The following is a 17,852-nucleotide window of genomic DNA, read 5'->3' as shown; positions in this document are numbered from 1 at the left end:
TCATATTGTTAATTAAAAAATGGCTTCAGGTCTCACTGATGATAGCAATATTCTTCTCTGGGGCCATACAGGCCCATGCGGAAGATCTTGAAAAATCAGTGAAGGATGTTTATGAACAGCCAGATGATTTAAAGGTGGATAAAGGTGAATCAATAGACTCGAAATCTACCAAACAGGAAACGAATCCTGACAAAGTGGGGATAACCGTCTGGGAGTTTCTGAGGATGATATTTGCTACTATTTTTGTAGTGGCCCTTCTATATAGCCTATTAAAGTTCATCAATAAAAAAAGTAAATCGTATCAAAAGGCAAATTCAGTGGAGAATTTAGGCGGTACGGGCCTTGGTGCAAACCGTTCTGTTCAGCTTGTTAAAGTCGGCCGGCGAATATTGGTGATCGGGGTCGGCGAAAACATTCAGCTTTTGAAAGAAATAGATGATCCCGAGGAATATGAACAGCTTTTGAAAGATCACAACGATAAGATCGATCAAATGATTCAGCCTGGGGAACTTGCAATGAAGTTGAAAAATAAGTGGTTGAAGAAAAGCGGATCCGAAACCGGTAGTTTCTCTGCAGAGTTCAAAAATCAACTTGATCAAATGTCTGATAGCAGAAAAAAGCTGTTAAAGGAGCTTGATAGGAAAGGAAGAGACAATGAATGAATGAGTTCATGGAGTTTTTTAATAACAGTGATCCCACTAATGTCTCTACTTCCGTCAAACTTGTTCTTCTGATGACTGTCTTATCGTTGGCTCCAAGCATATTGATCTTGATGACCTGTTTTACAAGAATCATCATTGTCCTGAGCTTTGTGAGAACATCGCTAGCTACACAGCAGATGCCGCCGAATCAGGTGTTGGTCGGCTTGGCGCTTTTCATGACATTTTTCATAATGGCACCGACTTTTCAGGAAGTGAATGAAAAGGCATTAACCCCGTTATTTAATGAAGAGATAGATTTAGAAGAGGCATATGTACAGGCGTCGATACCATTCAAGGAATTCATGAGTGCCCATACGAGGCAAAAGGATCTGGCGTTATTTTTGGATTATGCCAAGGTGGATAAGCCTGAAACGATACAGGACATTCCCTTGACTGCCTTTGTACCTGCTTTTGCGATCAGTGAAATCAAAACAGCTTTTCAAATAGGTTTCATGATTTTCATTCCCTTTTTGGTTATTGATATGGTCGTTGCAAGTGTTCTGATGTCGATGGGGATGATGATGTTGCCGCCAGTCATGATTTCCCTGCCATTTAAAATCCTCCTTTTCATTCTTGTTGACGGGTGGTATTTAGTGGTGAAGTCTTTATTACAGAGTTTTTAAGCAGGTGAGAAAAAATGAGTGCAGATTTTGTTATTGATATAGCAGAAAAAGGAATTTATATGGTATTGATTATCGCTGGCCCATTGATGGTAATCGCTCTTATTGTAGGACTATTAGTAAGTATCTTTCAGGCGACTACACAGATACAGGAACAAACCTTGGCATTTGTTCCGAAAATCGTCGCAGTCTTATTGGGACTCATTTTATTGGCTCCATGGATGCTGAGCCACCTATTATCATATGCAAATGAAATATTCGGCAATCTGAATCGATTTGTAGGGTAGGGCATGGAGGAATTATTTCCGCACTTTCCAGCCTTTTTATTAATTGTTGTCCGGGTCACTACGTTTTTCGTGGCCATGCCGATTTTTTCGTACCGTTCAATACCGGTACAACATCGGGTCGGGCTTGGAATCTTCCTTGCCTGGATCATGTACTACACCATCGATGCTCCGGTTCTGGAATTGGATGTGACGTTTTATTTATTGATCATGAAGGAAGCGCTTGTTGGCCTTTTCATTGGGTTTGCAGCGTATATGATTTTGTCGGCCGTTCAAGTCGCTGGCGGATTGATTGATTTTCAAATGGGTTTTTCAATAGCGAATGTCATTGATCCCCAAACGGGTGCACAAAGCCCGTTGATGGGACAATACCTTTATACGGTCGCTTTATTATTCTTAATGAGCACTAACGGTCATCATTTGCTTTTGGATGGAATTTTTTATAGTTATCAGTTCATCCCAATTGACCAATTATTTGTACCATTCGGAGATCAGGCACTGATAGAATATTTGGCCAAAGCTTTCAGCAAAGCTTTCATGATTGCTTTTCAAATGTCCATACCTGTAGTGGGAAGTATTTTCTTAGTGGATGTCACGCTAGGGATCCTTGCCAGGACAGTCCCTCAATTAAATGTGTTCGTTGTCGGAATTCCAGTGAAAGTCATTGCCGGCTTAGCGGTTATCATACTGGTAATGGGGATGATGATGACAGTTGTCACCCGACTCTTCAATTTCTTGCTTTTGACCATGCGTCATCTAATGCAGTTGATTGGAGGCGTTTGATATGGAGAGATTTCAGTTGGATTTGCAGTTTTTCGCTGGTGAGAAGACCGAAAAGGCGACTCCCAAAAAACGCCAGGATTCGAAGAAAAAAGGTCAGTTGGCAAAGAGTCAGGATGTAAATAACTCTGTGAATTTACTTGTAGTGTTTTCAGTATTATTGCTTATGGGACCGTACATGTATAATCATCTGCTCGGTCTCATGAAAGAATATCTGCAACATTTTACCTTGACTGGATTCAATGAGGAAAATATGCAAATTATCATGATTGAGGTTTTAAAGGAGATGGGCCTTATCCTGGGACCCGTTTTCGCAGCAGCGCTAGTGGCTGGGATATTGGCTAATGTCATGCAAGTCGGATTTTTGTTTTCGACTGAATCCATTCAGTTCAAACTTGATAAATTGGATCCCATTAAAGGATTCAAGCGTATTTTTTCAATGAGGGCAATTGTTGAATTATTGAAATCCATTCTTAAAATATCATTTGTTGGTTTTGTTGCCTTTTATGTACTATGGCAGCGCATGGATGAGATTATGATTTTATCACAGATTTCTGTGGAAGAAGCGATGGCAACATTGGCGGATATTACGATTAAAGTAGGATATTATGCTGCCGTGGCTTTATTGTTCATTGCTCTATTAGACTATTTGTATCAAAAGTATGACTTTGAAAAAAACATCCGGATGTCCAAACAGGATATCAAGGATGAGTATAAAAATTCCGAAGGGGACCCGCTCATCAAATCCAAGATAAAGCAAAAGCAGAGGCAGATGGCCGCTCAAAGAATGATGCAGGAAATTCCCGATGCGGATGTCGTCATCACTAACCCGACGCATTTTGCTATTGCTTTAAAATATGATGAAGAAAAAGCTGAGGCTCCGTATGTAGTGGCAAAGGGCGTTGATTTTGTTGCTCAGAAAATTAAATTCATTGCTAAAGAAAACGATGTGATCATGGTGGAAAATCGGCCTTTGGCCAGGTCTTTATATGATCAAGCTGAATTAGGCCAGGCGATACCTGAAGAGTTCTTTAAAGCGGTCGCTGAAATACTGGCCTTTGTATATAAAACCAAAGGTAAACTGTAAAGAAGTAATAGGGTAACCCGCTAGTTAGGAGAGAAAAAAACATGCGAGCAAGAGATTTAGTTGTTATATCGAGCGTCATCATGATCGTTGCCATGTTGGTCATTCCATTGCCAACATGGTTGTTAAGCATTTTACTCCTTTTAAATATCTCTCTTGCGTTGCTGGTTCTATTGACTACGATGAATATGAAAGAACCTCTCGAATTTTCAATCTTTCCTTCCTTGCTCCTCTTACTGACATTGTTCAGGCTGGGGTTGAATGTTTCGACGACTCGTGCCATTTTGACCTATGGTGATGCTGGGGGAGTTGTAGAAACCTTTGGGTCATTTGTAGTCGGCGGTAACGTGCTTGTAGGATTAGTTGTATTCATCATTTTGGTCATCATCAATTTCATCGTCATCACGAAAGGTTCCGAACGGGTCTCGGAGGTAGCGGCAAGGTTTACGCTTGATGCGATGCCAGGGAAACAGATGGCCATCGATGCAGATTTAAATGCTGGGATGATCTCCGAAAATGAAGCACGTGCCAGAAGGGAAAAAATTAGTAACGAAGCAGACTTTTATGGATCCATGGATGGTGCGAGTAAGTTTGTTAAAGGGGACGCCATAGCGGGCATCATCATTGTCATCATTAACTTGATTTTCGGTATGATCATTGGCGTCATGCAATTGGACATGAGCTTTGGAGAAGCGGCCGTCCATTTTTCCATGTTGTCGGTTGGTGACGGTATCGTGAGTCAGGTACCTGCTTTATTGATTTCTACAGCTACGGGAATAGTCGTAACCCGGGCAGCCTCAAATGGAAACCTCGGAGCGGATATTGTTGAACAGTTATTTCAATTTCCCAAAATGCTTTACCTAACAGCAGCAACCATTTTCCTTTTAGGGTTATTCACTCCCATTTCTGACTTATTCACCATTCCGATTGCTGCTTTATTAGTCGTTGGAGGGTATACAATTTCAAGGATACCAAAGCAGGATGAAAGTGAAATACAAGAAATGGAAGAAGTGTTGGAAACCGATGAAATGAAAAGTCCAGAAAGCGTCGTTAACCTTTTAAGTGTCGATCCGATCGAATTTGAGTTTGGATATGGATTGATTCCGCTTGCGGATGCCAATCAAGGGGGAGACCTGCTGGACCGGGTCGTCATGATCCGCAGGCAGCTTGCAATTGAATTGGGACTCGTGATCCCTGTCGTCAGGATACGTGATAACATTCAGTTGAATCCCAATGAGTATCGGCTGAAGATTAAAGGAAATGTCATGGCAAAGGGGGAATTGCTTCTTAATCATTTCTTGGCCATGAGTCCAGGGATGGAGGATGATTCAATCGAAGGAATCGATACGATAGAACCGTCTTTCGGTTTACCGGCCAAGTGGATCACGGATGACATGAAAGAACATGCCGAGTTGTTGGGTTATACAGTTGTGGACCCGCCAAGTGTTGTATCCACTCATTTGACGGAAGTCATAAAGGCCAATGCGCAGGAATTATTGGGCAGGCAGGAAACGAAACAATTGATCGATCATCTTCACGAATCGGCACCTATACTAGTGGAGGAAGTCACACCGAATCCTTTGTCTATAGGAGATGTACAAAAGGTATTGGCAAAATTATTGAAGGAAAAAGTTTCAATAAGGAACTTACCGATCATTTTCGAAACACTTGCTGATTATGGCAAGTTATCGACAGACACCGATTTGCTTACTGAATATGTAAGGCAGAATTTAGCCAGACAAATAACGAATTCTTTTATTACGGATGAAAATAGAATTAAAGTCATAACATTATCGGGGAAAGTGGAAAAGACCATCGCGGATGGTGTACAGCAAACCGAACATGGTAATTTTTTATCATTGGATCCAACTATATCGCAATCCATATTGGAGGCGATTGCAGCCAAATTGGAAGAGTTGACCCTAATGGACCACCAACCGATCTTACTCTGCTCTCCAGCAGTAAGGATGTATGCACGGCAATTAACTGAACGTTATTTTCCTAATGTACCGATTCTTTCATACAATGAACTCGAATCGAATGTAGAAGTACAAAGTGTAGGGGTGGTGAATTTCGATTGAAGGTAAAGAAATATTTGGCACCATCATTGAACGAGGCAATGAAGCGAATAAGGGAGGAACTAGGCAGTGATGCGGTAATCTTAAGTTCAAAGGCTGTATATACTGGTGGTTTCTTAGGATTATTCAAGAAGAGGAATATTGAAGTCATTGCAGCCATAGACCCCGTGTCCCAGTCTATCCAAACCGTAACCAAACAAAAATCGAAGAAGTTGCCAGCAAAGCTGGAAATGGCAAGTCACGTCCTTGAACCTAATGAAGGCAATAGGGAAAGTGCTGACTTATTAAAAGAAATCGAAGGTTTGAAAGATATGATAAAGAGCTTGCAAATCTATTCACCTGATCGAAAATATCCTGGGAAACTGCAGAAGATCCACGAATACCTAACCGAGCAGGAAGTGGATATTTCACTTCGGTCCCAAATCATGGATGAGCTGTTTGAAAAATGGTTCGTTTTTAAACAACAATCCACTGATGAAGAGGTTCAAGTTTGGTTGGAAGAAGCCATGTTCGGGATTTTGGAAAAAGTCGAAAATGGAAAAACAGGGCTGCAAAAAAAGTATATTAATTTTGTTGGCCCTACAGGTGTGGGAAAGACGACGACCCTGGCAAAAGTGGCTGCAGAAACCATGTTGAAGCATGATAAAAAGGTGGCTTTCATTACGACGGATACGTACAGGATTGCTGCAATAGATCAACTTAAGACATACGCCAAGATCTTAAACGTTCCCATAGAAGTCGCTTATAATCTGGAAGACTTCAAAAGGGCGGCTGAACGCTTCTCCCATTATGATTTTGTTTTTATTGATACGGCCGGAAGGAATTTCCGTAACCCGCAATATGTTAAGGATCTTAATGAAATCATCCATTTTACAGATGAGATGGAAACCTATTTAGTGTTGTCATTGACTTCTAAACAGAAGGATATGGAAGATATTTATCGACAGTTTGCTGCCATACCGATTAAACAGGTCATTTTTACAAAAGCCGACGAAACTTCCACTTTCGGGCCGATATTCAATTTTATACACACTCATAAATTAGGAGCAGCCTATATAACAGATGGACAGAATGTACCGGACGATATTGAAATAGCTACATCATCACAGCTAATGAAAATGGCTTTTGGGGCTAAAAAATATGAAAGATCAAGCTGAGAATTTACGAAGGAGATTGGAAGCCCGCCAAAATCAATCAATGGCCAAAACGATTGCCGTTTTAAGTGGTAAAGGTGGAGTAGGAAAATCAAACTTTTCTTTGAATTTTTCCATTGCCTTATCCCAAAAGGGGAAAAAAGTACTGTTGTTCGACATGGATATCGGAATGGGGAATATTGATATTTTGATCGGGGAACACTCGCCCTGCAGTATTATTGATTTTTTTGAAAAAGAATGTAGTTTGAAGGATATCATCATGTCAGGACCAGGAAATATTTCAATCATTACAGGCGGAACAGGAGTGACGAATCTCTTTTCACTTGATGAAGATAAGTATACCCGCTTTAATGAAGAATTCAGTTTGTTGTTGGCGAATTACGATTATATCTTATTTGATATGGGTGCAGGCATCACTGAGGATTCCATGAAATTCCTGTTATGTGTGGATGAATTGGTCGTTATCACGACGCCTGAACCTACTTCTATCATGGATGCATATTCCGCAATGAAATATATTCATTCAGTAAACAAAGAGATTCCATTGTTCCTAGTCTGCAATCGTGTTTTCTCGAGTAAGGACGGCAAAGAAACGATTAAACGGCTCCAAAATGCGCTAGTGAAATTTTTGGGTCTGGAAACTGTAGCTCTAGGTTATTTGCCAGATGATAGAACCGTACCCAAATCCGTTACCAAACAAATGCCCTTTCTCCTTTTCGATTCCGAAGCCGATGTATCCAAAGCCATCATGGACATTGCTTCGAGATATGCAAATCATTCATTTGGGGAAGAATTGACTTTGCAAAAAAGCCGTTTCCTCCAAAATATGAAGAGATATTTTTTGGGAAAGTAGGTCTCCTTATATGGATAAAGTAAAAGTGCTGATAGTGGACGATTCTGCATTTATGAGGAAGTTAATTTCAGAGTTTTTAGCAGAAGATAGCAGGATGGAAGTCATCGGGACTGCCAGGAATGGAAGAGATGCCATAGACAAAATAAAGGCTTTAAAACCCGATGTCGTGACTTTGGATGTGGAAATGCCGATTATGGACGGATTGGAAGCATTAAACCGGATCATGAATGAATGTCCAACCGCTGTAGTCATGTTATCAAGCACAACGAAAAAAGGAACGGAAAATACATTTTCCGCTATGAACAGTGGAGCCTTTGATTTTGTGGCTAAACCTTCGGGAGCCATTTCATTGGACTTACATAAAATCAAGAAAGAACTCCATGAAAAAGTTATGGCTGCCAGCAGGGCAAATGTTCACAAACTAGAAAAAAATGCGATAAATATTGAAAGAAGCCCATCGGTTTGGAAAAAATATAGTAAAATAGAATCATTAGAATCATCAATAAACGAAAAAAAACAAAGTGTATGGTCCGAAGGATATAAGAAAATAATAGTCATCGGTACATCAACAGGAGGCCCGAGAGCTCTGCAGACCGTCTTGACAGGACTCCCAGAAGAAATTGATGCACCCATACTCATTGTCCAGCATATGCCCCCCGGTTTCACAAAATCGTTGGCTACACGCCTGAATTCATTATGCAAGATAAAAGTGAAGGAAGCTGAAGAGGGTGAACTGATTCAAAAAGGTGTCGCCTACATCGCACCTGGAGGCTTTCACTTGAAAGTGAGGAAAGTCGGAATGAGCTGGGCAATCCTTTTGGATCAATCCGAATTGCGTAATGGACATCGCCCGTCGGTTGATGTGCTAATTGAATCGGTAAGTGAAATGAATGATTATGCGAAAATAGCCGTTATCATGACCGGGATGGGGATGGACGGATCGAAGGGGCTTACCAAGCTTAAACAAAAGGGTCCTTTAAAAGCGATAGCCGAATCACAGGAAACTTCAATCGTTTTTGGTATGCCTAAGGCTGCAATCAATACCAAGTTAATAGATAGCATAGAGGATGTAGAAAAAATAGCTAGAGCGGTAATAAGCTATTGTTAACACATGGAGGTGTGAGATTGTATGGATATGAATCAGTATTTAGAGGTATTTATTGAAGAAAGTAAAGAACATCTTCAAACGTGCAGCGAACAGTTGCTGGTACTCGAAAAGAACCCGGAAGACCTCTCGATAGTAAATGAAATCTTTCGTTCCGCCCATACCTTAAAAGGGATGTCGGCAACTATGGGGTATGAGGACCTAGCCAATTTAACTCATAAAATGGAGAATGTGTTGGATGCGATCCGAAACAGTCAAATCGTTCTTTCACCTGAATTGTTTGACGTGATATTTTTAGCGGTGGATGATTTAGAAGCTATGGTCATGTCCATTGCTGAAGGTGGAGATGGAAAAAGAAATGTGATGGGGGTTGTCCATCAGCTGGAAATGATTGAAAAAGGGGAGTCGCCCGTTTCTTCAACCATTGCAGAAGTTGCAGCAGCTTCTGCGGTCCTTGAAAAGGAGGAAATGACTGTTGGAGAGTACGATGAATTTGAATGGACAGTACTTCAACAGTCAAAAGATCAAGGATTCAACAGCTTCGAAATTTCGATAGGGTTGCGTGAGGACTGTCTTTTAAAAGCTGCCCGGGTGTTTATGGTTTTTGAGGTGCTTGAAAAGTCAGGTGAAGTAATCAAGTCACACCCACCCGTCGAACTTCTGGAAGAAGAGCAATTCGATCAGCGATTTACAATTACGATGGTAACAACAGAATCGAGTGATGAGATAAAGAAAAAAATCATGAAGGTTTCCGAAGTGGATCAAGTTATTGTATATGCACTTGATTTCGAACGCTTGCGGTATGCATCCCTTTCTAAAGAGGATAAAGTTACTGAAACCCCAAAACACGAGACAAATAATGCCGCGCTTCCTACTGAATATGATGATAGGAAAAAACAGGCACCCGTTAAGACGGCATCAAGCAAGACCATTCGGGTGAACATTGAGCGGCTTGATATATTAATGAACTTATTCGAGGAACTGGTAATCGATAGAGGCAGGCTTGACCAAATATCCAGTGATTTGGATAATCAAGAATTGCATGAAACAGTAGAAAGAATGTCCCGTATAACCAGTGATTTACAAACAATCGTATTGAATATGCGGATGGTGCCCGTGGAAACTGTATTCAATCGTTTTCCTAAAATGGTACGTCAATTGGCAAGGGACTTAAACAAGAAAGTCAATTTGGAAATCAACGGTGCCGAAACGGAACTTGATCGTACAGTCATTGATGAAATCGGTGATCCTCTCGTCCATTTAATAAGGAATGCCATGGATCATGGAATTGAAACACCTGAAGAACGTTTGGCGAAAGGAAAGAATGAAGAAGGTAAAATCCTGTTAAAAGCATATCACAGCGGTAATCATGTTTTCATTGAAATCGAGGATGACGGCGCAGGAATCAATAAAGATCGAGTCTTGAACAAGGCGCTATCCAATGGGATATTAACTAAGGAAACTGCCTCGACCCTAACGGATAAGCAAATCTATGAATTGATATTCGCTTCTGGTTTCTCAACAGCGGAAACCATTTCAGATGTATCGGGACGCGGTGTGGGGCTGGATGTAGTTAAAAATACCATTGAGTCCCTCGGTGGATCTGTCACGATCGATTCCAAAGAGAATGAAGGATCCATCTTCCTTATTCAGCTTCCGCTTACATTGTCCATAATTTCTGTCATGCTGGTTGCAATCCAAAACGAAAAATATGCCATACCGCTTTCTTCCATTATAGAAACAGCAATCATAAAAAAATCAGATATCTTGAATGCCCATAATCAACAGGTCATTGACTTCAGGGGAAAGATTCTGCCGCTTCTGTTCTTGAAAGATATATTTGAAGTGCCTATCAGTCAGGAAGAAGAAGAGTCCCTCTCTGTGGTCATTGTAAGAAAAGGCGATAAATTAGCCGGATTAGTCGTTGATTCATTCATCGGGCAGCTGGAAATCGTTCTTAAATCACTGGGTAATTATTTAACTAGTGCATTTGCAATATCGGGGGCAACGATACTTGGTGATGGTCAAGTTGCTTTAATCATAGATTGCAACACATTGATTCATTGATGATAGATAAATGGGACACGTAATGGGACGTTGGTTCACCCGTGTCGATTCGGATTTCGTCAATACTACACACCAATGATGAGTTTATTAAAAGGAGGGGAATAGATGTCGGAGGATATGAAAGTGATCGTATTTCAAATTAAGGATAAAGAATATGCGATTCCAGTGGATAAGGTCAGCGGTATCGAAAAGCTACTGCATATTACCAGAGTTCCAAAGGCTGTGAAGTTTGTTAAGGGAGTCATAAATTTAAGGGGGGTAATCACCCCAATTATTGATTTACGGGTTCGCTTTGGTTTTGAAGAGGTGGAATACGATGAAGCAACAAGGATTATCATCGTCATTCTGGATGATATGGAGGTTGGGTTAATAGTGGACTCTGCCAATGATGTTTTGGATATTCCAGTGGAGAGTATCGAACCTCAGCCTGAAGTTGTGGGACATTTGGCTTCAGAATACATTAGCGGAGTGGCTAAAATTGAAAAGCGACTGCTCGTCCTAATTAATTTGGAGAAGGCCTTAAGTCTGGAAATGACTGAAAATATGTTAAGAGAAGGATAATCATATGTCGTTCATTGAGAAAATCAACCCTCTTCAACTCGATATTTTGAAGGAAATCGGTAATATAGGTGCAGGAAACGCAGCAACTGCGCTTTCTGCCATCCTTAATAGGAAAATTGATATGAATGTTCCTAATGTCCGAATCGTTTCCTTTGATGAAATGATGGAAATGGCTGGCGGGGCCGATCACGTCGTGGCCAGCGTTTTCCTTAGAATAGAAGGTGATGCTTCAGGGAGTATGTTTTTTATCCTTTCACTGCCTGTAGCCCAATACTTGATTCGTAAGATGACAGGTGATGAGACCTTTTTGATAGATTCAGCACCCTATACTGAATTGGCGCTCTCTTGCCTTCAGGAATTAGGGAATATTTTATCGGGATCTTATCTCTCTTCCCTTTCTGATTTCACCCGATTGAATATCCATCCATCCGTTCCATCCTTGAGCATCGATATGGTAGGGGCAACGATCAGTTATGGGTTATTGGAATTATCTCAAGTAAGTGACGCAGCCATCGTCATTGATACTGTACTTGAAAAGGACCAGCTTTTTGCTGACTCCATTAGTGGTCATTTCTTTCTATTACCTGATCCCGAATTTTTTGATATCATTTTTTCCGCTTTAGGAGTGTCACAATGACTGAATCGGTAAAGGTCCAGGTTGTTAAGGTTGGAATAGCGGATATGAATATAATAAAACCTCCCTATACGATTCGTACTTCCGGGTTGGGATCGTGTGTCGGTGTTGTGATTTATGATGAAAAAAAAGAAATTGCAGGTTTGGCCCATATCATGTTGCCTGACTCTTCACTCGCTAAATCGGGACAGATCAACGTTGCCAAATTTGCAGATACGGCGATAAAGGAATTAGTGCAGGTCTTAGTGAAAGAAGGCGCAAGAATGCCATTCCTAAAAGCGAAGCTTGCTGGCGGAGCACAAATGTTTCAATTTGCCTCCGGCGGGGATTTAATGAGAATCGGACCACGGAATGTGGAAGCTGTCCGGAAAGAGTTATCTGACTTGCGGATTAGAGTCGTTGCCGAAGATGTTGGCGGGAATAGCGGGAGAACGATTGAATTCAATTTAAATGATTGTTTGCTAAATATACGGACCGTTACAAAAGGGACTAAAAACATATAGGACGGATTCAAAAATATGACAGATGCATTTGCAGCCGAATTATTATTGCATTTATGGCTTTAAGGGCCGTTTTGATCACAAATCGTATAACAATGTTAGGAGGATGTCCAATGTCTCATCTGACCATCGAAGAAGAGCAGTTATGTTGGAAAAATTGGGTGGATTGCAGAGATCCGCAAGCCGGGGACATTTTGGTAAAGAAATACATACCTCTCGTATCGTACCATGTTCAACGTATTTCAGTAAGTCTTCCTAAAAATGTGAGCCGGGATGATATAAGGAGTTTAGGAATGATGGGGTTATTCGATGCCCTGGAACGTTTTGATACGAAGCGTGACCTCAAGTTTGACACATATGCATCATTTAGAATTCGTGGTGCCATTTTAGATGGATTAAGAAAAGAGGATTGGCTTCCACGGAGTGCAAGAGATAAAGCCAAGAAAATTGAATCTGCAATAGAGAGGCTGGAGCAGCGATACATGAGGAACCTTTCGCCAAATGAGATTGCCGCTGAATTGAATATACCGGAAGATGAAGTATATGCTGCATTAAATGAGAATTTCTTTGCCAATGTACTATCAATGGATGAAAATCCCCAAGAGGATGATAAAGAAAGCGCGAATTTTCATATTAAAGATGAAAAGGCGGATTTACCTGAGGAACATGTGTTAAGGGAAGAACTGTATGAGGAATTAGCTAAAGTCATAGAAACCCTAAATGAAAAGGAACAATTGGTTTTACAGCTTTTTTATAAAGAAGAACTGACCTTAACCGAAATCGGACAAGTGATGAGCCTATCTACGTCCCGGATATCCCAAATTCACTCGAAAGCGATTTATAAATTAAGAAACACGATGCAAGATCAAAAGATTTAATCATGATATTTTCATTGAAGAGGGCTGCGGGGTCTGGAAAGCATAAAGATCCCAATTGAACGAAGAAAGCACCTATAAATCAACTTGAAAGAATTCTTACGGATACCCACATCCGTAAATGTTTCGAAATCACAGAATGTTCGAACTGTACTTTGTCAAGAAGAGAATAGAGAAAGTAACCAAGAAAAAAACAACAGTGAAAAAAGATCCCCATCCGTATAAAGGTAATAGGATTGACTATTCCCGTTAATTAGGAGGCAACATGTCAGCATTTTTTATATTTCTGTTGTTTGTATTGAACATGTTCACCATTTTCGCCATCATCGTTTTATATCTTCGTCAAAATCGTTTAAGTAAGTTGGAAAAAGACCAAAAAGCCATCATTGGAGAAATGGAACAACTTTTGTCTGGTTATTTAATGGAGATGAAAGAAGACAACGAGACATTGGTAAAGGCAATCACCAATTCGGTGGCAATGAATCCAGAGCATGGACAAAAAGGACAAGAAAATGGTTCAATCAAAGAAACAAAGGAAGAAAAACAAGAACAAAACATTCTGCTAGAGTATAAAGTGGGAAGCCGTGCCGCGGCTAAAAAGCAGGCGATTAACGCTTATAAAATAATGCCTGAAGAAAATGAGGCAAATGCTTTACCCGTAAAAGTCGAGGACAAATTGGAGCTTGCATCGGCTGCCACTTCCCCTCAAAATCAGGGGAAGCCGGCTGGCATGGAATTTTCGGACATGCTGCAGGCTTCGTTAAATGAACGGTCATTAAATGAAAAAGTGGATATGTTAGCGGATCAAGGACTTTCAGTAGAGGAAATCGCCAAAAGGTTAGGTCGCGGTCAAACGGAGGTAGAGCTATTACTAAAGTTTCGCATGAATAGATAAACTTATCTCTTGATTGTGCAGAGTCATTATGATATATTATGAAATGGTGTTAATACACACGCCCCGTGATTCTTGCAGATGGTGCTGTTACGACAGTTTCTGTATGAAAATGATCGGTGCGGAGGAAAAACAAAACCATTTAGGAGGAACTAAAATGTCAGTCATTTCTATGAAACAATTGCTTGAAGCTGGTGTGCATTTCGGACACCAAACACGTCGCTGGAACCCGAAAATGAAGAAATATATCTTCACTGAGCGTAACGGCATCTACATCATCGACCTTCAAAAAACAGTTAAAAAGGTTGAAGAAGCTTATAACTTCGTGAAAGAACTAGCTGCTAACGGTGGTACTGTTCTTTTCGTCGGAACTAAAAAACAAGCTCAAGAATCTGTTAAAGAAGAAGCTATCCGTTCTGGTATGTACTATGTAAACCAACGTTGGTTAGGTGGAACTTTAACAAACTTTGAAACAATCCAAAAACGTATCGCTCGTCTTAAAGATATCGAAAAAATGGAAGAAAACGGAACTTTCGAAGTACTTCCTAAAAAAGAAGTTATCCAACTTAAAAAAGAATGGGATCGCTTAGAGAAATTCTTAGGCGGTATTAAAGATATGAAGACTCTTCCAGATGCGATCTTCGTTATCGACCCACGCAAAGAGCGTATCGCTGTTGCGGAAGCACACAAATTACACATTCCACTTGTTGGTATCGTTGATACAAACTGTGATCCGGATGAAATCGATGTAGTTATTCCTGCGAATGACGATGCAATCCGTGCTGTTAAATTATTAACAGGTAAAATGGCAGATGCTATCTTAGAAGCTAAACAAGGCGAAGAAACAGCAACTGAAACAACTACTGCTTAATAAGTAAAAAAGGTTGCTTATTCAGTAAGAAAAAAGGTGATAAGAGGATAATGCCTTTTATCCCTTTTTTTTGCACTAAATAAACATACATAAAATCACTGTACGGAATGTCTTTTTAAAAAGGTATGGGCGATTTTTAAGGGATGAAAATCATCAGCTGATTTAGTTCCGTCATATTGACTGAAAAAGTGGATGTTTATCAGAAATATTGTCAAGGCTCGTCATTTTCTTTGAAGGTAACAAGTATTTTTTGGCAATAATGGGTAAAGATTGAATAAACTGCATTTAATTTGAGGAGGATATATATTATGGCAATCACTGCACAATTAGTTAAAGAATTGCGTGAAAAAACTGGTGCCGGTATGATGGACTGTAAAAAGGCACTTGTACAAACAGAAGGCGATATGGAAAAGGCAATCGATTTCCTACGTGAAAAAGGAATTGCGAAAGCTGCTAATAAAGGCGACCGTATTGCTGCTGAAGGTTTAACTTCAATCGTTGTTGAAGGAAACCAAGCGGTTATTCTTGAAGTGAACTCTGAAACTGATTTCGTCGCTAAAAACGAAGGCTTCCAAATTCTTGTTAAAGAATTGGCTGGGTTCCTTCTTGCCAACAAACCTGAAAGCGTTGAAGCTGCTCTTGAGCAAACAATGGAAAATGGAGCAAAAGTTGCAGACCATATCAATGCTGCTGTTGCTAAAATCGGGGAAAAATTAACTCTTCGCCGTTTCCAAGTCGTTTCTAAAACAGATAACGACGCATTTGGTGCATACCTTCACATGGGTGGACGCATCAGCGTACTATCAGTTCTTGAAGGTACAACTGACGAAGAGGCAGCTAAAGGCGTTTCAATGCATATTGCTGCAATTAACCCTAAATATATCTCTCGCGACCAAGTGGATGCTAGCGAATTAGAACGCGAACGCGAAGTTCTTACGCAGCAAGCTCTTAATGAAGGAAAACCTGAAAAAATCGTTGCGAAAATGGTTGAAGGACGCATCAATAAATTCTACGAAGAAATCTGTGTTAACGAACAAGCTTTCGTTAAGAACCCTGATCAAAAAGTGGGACAATTCGTTGAATCAAAAGGCGGAAAAATCCAATCATTCGTTCGTTATGAAGTAGGGGAAGGTCTTGAAAAACGTCAAGAAAACTTTGCTGAAGAAGTAATGAACCAAGTTAAAAAAGACTAATTGTCAGATAGTTAATAATGGGGAACACTCTTGTGTTCCCTATTTTTTGAAATGTCATGAATTTTTGGCAGTATTGCAAGAAAGCATGATGAACGAATGAAAAGATTACATAGTTGGAGGTTCTCATGAGTAACGCTAAATATAAACGTGTCGTTCTAAAACTAAGTGGTGAAGCATTAGCCGGTGAAGAAGGATTTGGAATTAATCCTGCAGTAATTAAATCCATTGCTGAACAAGTCAAGGAAGTGGCAGAGCTTGATGTGGAAGTGGCTGTCGTTGTCGGAGGCGGAAACATTTGGCGCGGGAAAATAGGCAGTGAAATGGGCATGGATCGTGCTAATGCCGATTATATGGGTATGCTGGCTACAGTCATGAACTCATTGGCATTACAAGACAGCCTTGATCAGCTTGGAATTGAAACACGCGTTCAAACTTCCATTGAGATGAGACAAGTCGCAGAACCATACATTAGACGCCGTGCAATCAGGCATCTTGAGAAAAAGAGAGTGGTGATTTTTGCAGCTGGTACAGGTAATCCATACTTCTCAACGGATACCACTGCCGCCCTGCGTGCTGCAGAAATTGAAGCTGATGTTATCTTGATGGCGAAGAATAATGTGGATGGCGTATACAATGCAGATCCGGTTAAAGACAAAAATGCAGTGAAGTATGATAAACTTTCCTATCTTGATGTGATCAAAGAAGGGTTAGAAGTAATGGATTCAACTGCGTCCTCACTATGCATGGACAATGATATTCCATTGATCGTCTTCTCAATCATGGAAAAAGGTAATATTAAACGGGCCGTTTTAGGCGAAACGCTTGGAACTATTGTAAGGGGGAAATAAAAGATGCCGAAACAAGTTATTTCGAATGCGAAAACGAAAATGGAAAAAGCCATTGGAGCGTACACACGTGAATTAGCAAGCATCCGTGCCGGAAGAGCAAATGCCTCATTGCTTGATAGAATCTCGATTGATTATTATGGTTCGCCGACACCAGTAAATCAGGTGGCTGGTATTTCTGTCCCTGAAGCTAGGCTATTAGTCATTCAACCATATGATAAAACGGTATTGGGTGAAATCGAAAAGGCGATTTTGAAATCAGACTTAGGCTTAAATCCTTCAAATGATGGATCGGTCATCAGGATAGCCATCCCGGCGTTAACTGAAGAGCGCAGAAAAGAGCTTGTGAAAGTTGTGAAAAAAGAAGCGGAAGAGGCGAAAATAGCTGTCCGTAATGTGCGTCGCGATGCTAATGATGATTTGAAAAAGCTTGAAAAAAATGGTGAAATAACTGAAGATGATTTACGTGGCTATGCTGATGACATCCAAAAGATGACAGATGGCAATATCACGAAAATCGATGAAATTACAAAAGATAAAGAAAAAGAAATTTTGGAAGTATAATTTCCAATGAAGAATTGATTATATAAAGAGGGCCGAATCCATACTGGGTCATGTCTTGGTGCTAACATATAGGTGTGCTTAAAGGAGAAAACTGTTATAATAAGGTTTCTCCGATAATGATTACTCCTTGAGTTAGTATGTTGCATGCAAACGTTGGAGGTGGTCCTTTTTTGCATTTTTCATGGCAGTCA

At 40.4% G+C, this 17,852-nt stretch carries 19 protein-coding genes; all 19 read left to right on the top strand.

Features of this window, described 5'->3' with window-relative positions; all coding sequences use genetic code 11:
- The first annotated feature begins 5 nt into the window (after nucleotides 1–5).
- The 19 genes from ACIQYG_RS15725 to frr all read left to right on the top strand — a co-directional run bounded on the left by ACIQYG_RS15725 (nucleotide 6) and on the right by frr (nucleotide 17,661).
- Nucleotides 6–662, top strand: a complete 657-nt coding sequence (locus ACIQYG_RS15725) for a flagellar biosynthetic protein FliO (RefSeq protein ID WP_402839490.1) — start codon at nucleotides 6–8, stop codon at nucleotides 660–662.
- Nucleotides 659–1,324, top strand: coding sequence for a flagellar type III secretion system pore protein FliP (gene fliP / locus ACIQYG_RS15720; protein ID WP_063596265.1), 666 nt, complete (start codon nucleotides 659–661; stop codon nucleotides 1,322–1,324). The genes ACIQYG_RS15725 and fliP overlap by 4 nt, the downstream gene beginning before the upstream one ends.
- 14 nt (nucleotides 1,325–1,338) lie before the next feature.
- Entirely contained in the window at nucleotides 1,339–1,608 is a 270-nt protein-coding gene (fliQ, locus tag ACIQYG_RS15715; RefSeq protein WP_101224658.1) for a flagellar biosynthesis protein FliQ, read from the top strand.
- Between the two features lie 3 nt (nucleotides 1,609–1,611).
- Complete coding sequence (gene fliR / locus ACIQYG_RS15710) at nucleotides 1,612–2,388, top strand: flagellar biosynthetic protein FliR (protein ID WP_402839488.1); 777 nt, start codon at nucleotides 1,612–1,614, stop codon at nucleotides 2,386–2,388.
- A gap of 1 nt (nucleotide 2,389) precedes the next feature.
- Nucleotides 2,390–3,472 (top strand): flagellar biosynthesis protein FlhB, encoded by a 1,083-nt coding sequence (gene flhB / locus ACIQYG_RS15705; protein ID WP_402839486.1) that lies wholly within the window; start codon nucleotides 2,390–2,392, stop codon nucleotides 3,470–3,472.
- A 41-nt stretch (nucleotides 3,473–3,513) separates the two neighbouring features.
- Nucleotides 3,514–5,550, top strand: a complete 2,037-nt coding sequence (gene flhA, locus ACIQYG_RS15700) for a flagellar biosynthesis protein FlhA (protein WP_402839484.1) — start codon at nucleotides 3,514–3,516, stop codon at nucleotides 5,548–5,550.
- Nucleotides 5,547–6,704 carry a flagellar biosynthesis GTPase FlhF gene (gene flhF / locus ACIQYG_RS15695; protein ID WP_402839482.1) on the top strand — a complete coding sequence of 386 codons (1,158 nt, stop codon included), beginning with the start codon at nucleotides 5,547–5,549 and terminating at the stop codon, nucleotides 6,702–6,704. Before flhA ends, flhF begins: the two co-directional genes overlap by 4 nt.
- Nucleotides 6,688–7,554 carry a MinD/ParA family protein gene (locus ACIQYG_RS15690; RefSeq protein ID WP_402839480.1) on the top strand — a complete coding sequence of 289 codons (867 nt, stop codon included), beginning with the start codon at nucleotides 6,688–6,690 and terminating at the stop codon, nucleotides 7,552–7,554. Before flhF ends, ACIQYG_RS15690 begins: the two co-directional genes overlap by 17 nt.
- Before the next feature lie 10 nt (nucleotides 7,555–7,564).
- Complete coding sequence (locus ACIQYG_RS15685; RefSeq protein WP_402839478.1) at nucleotides 7,565–8,662, top strand: protein-glutamate methylesterase/protein-glutamine glutaminase; 1,098 nt, start codon at nucleotides 7,565–7,567, stop codon at nucleotides 8,660–8,662.
- A gap of 21 nt (nucleotides 8,663–8,683) precedes the next feature.
- Nucleotides 8,684–10,726: a chemotaxis protein CheW gene (locus ACIQYG_RS15680; RefSeq protein WP_402839476.1), complete on the top strand. Its 2,043-nt coding sequence runs from the start codon at nucleotides 8,684–8,686 to the stop codon at nucleotides 10,724–10,726.
- Between the two features lie 105 nt (nucleotides 10,727–10,831).
- On the top strand, nucleotides 10,832–11,287 hold the full coding sequence (locus tag ACIQYG_RS15675; RefSeq protein ID WP_402839474.1) for a chemotaxis protein CheW: 456 nt from the start codon (nucleotides 10,832–10,834) through the stop codon (nucleotides 11,285–11,287).
- A gap of 4 nt (nucleotides 11,288–11,291) precedes the next feature.
- On the top strand, nucleotides 11,292–11,924 hold the full coding sequence (locus ACIQYG_RS15670) for a chemotaxis protein CheC (protein WP_402839472.1): 633 nt from the start codon (nucleotides 11,292–11,294) through the stop codon (nucleotides 11,922–11,924).
- Nucleotides 11,921–12,424: a chemotaxis protein CheD gene (locus ACIQYG_RS15665; protein ID WP_402839470.1), complete on the top strand. Its 504-nt coding sequence runs from the start codon at nucleotides 11,921–11,923 to the stop codon at nucleotides 12,422–12,424. The genes ACIQYG_RS15670 and ACIQYG_RS15665 overlap by 4 nt, the downstream gene beginning before the upstream one ends.
- 110 nt (nucleotides 12,425–12,534) lie before the next feature.
- Nucleotides 12,535–13,299: a FliA/WhiG family RNA polymerase sigma factor gene (locus ACIQYG_RS15660; RefSeq protein ID WP_402839469.1), complete on the top strand. Its 765-nt coding sequence runs from the start codon at nucleotides 12,535–12,537 to the stop codon at nucleotides 13,297–13,299.
- A 262-nt stretch (nucleotides 13,300–13,561) separates the two neighbouring features.
- The gene (locus ACIQYG_RS15655; protein ID WP_402839467.1) at nucleotides 13,562–14,191 is read left to right on the top strand and encodes a DUF6115 domain-containing protein; all 630 of its coding nucleotides are present in this window, start codon (nucleotides 13,562–13,564) and stop codon (nucleotides 14,189–14,191) included.
- A 154-nt stretch (nucleotides 14,192–14,345) separates the two neighbouring features.
- On the top strand, nucleotides 14,346–15,059 hold the full coding sequence (rpsB, locus tag ACIQYG_RS15650) for a 30S ribosomal protein S2 (protein ID WP_034313644.1): 714 nt from the start codon (nucleotides 14,346–14,348) through the stop codon (nucleotides 15,057–15,059).
- A gap of 308 nt (nucleotides 15,060–15,367) precedes the next feature.
- Nucleotides 15,368–16,252, top strand: coding sequence for a translation elongation factor Ts (tsf, locus tag ACIQYG_RS15645; protein ID WP_402839464.1), 885 nt, complete (start codon nucleotides 15,368–15,370; stop codon nucleotides 16,250–16,252).
- A gap of 125 nt (nucleotides 16,253–16,377) precedes the next feature.
- Nucleotides 16,378–17,100, top strand: coding sequence for a UMP kinase (gene pyrH, locus ACIQYG_RS15640; protein ID WP_034313639.1), 723 nt, complete (start codon nucleotides 16,378–16,380; stop codon nucleotides 17,098–17,100).
- A 3-nt stretch (nucleotides 17,101–17,103) separates the two neighbouring features.
- Nucleotides 17,104–17,661, top strand: a complete 558-nt coding sequence (gene frr, locus ACIQYG_RS15635) for a ribosome recycling factor (RefSeq protein ID WP_252280415.1) — start codon at nucleotides 17,104–17,106, stop codon at nucleotides 17,659–17,661.
- Nucleotides 17,662–17,852: the final 191 nt, after the last annotated feature.

The sequence above is a fragment of the Peribacillus sp. NPDC096622 genome (assembly GCF_044762665.1).
GTDB classification, from domain to species: domain Bacteria; phylum Bacillota; class Bacilli; order Bacillales; family DSM-1321; genus Peribacillus; species Peribacillus frigoritolerans_B.
Note: the sequence above shows the minus strand (reverse complement) of the source record. Positions and strands in the feature narration are given on the sequence as shown.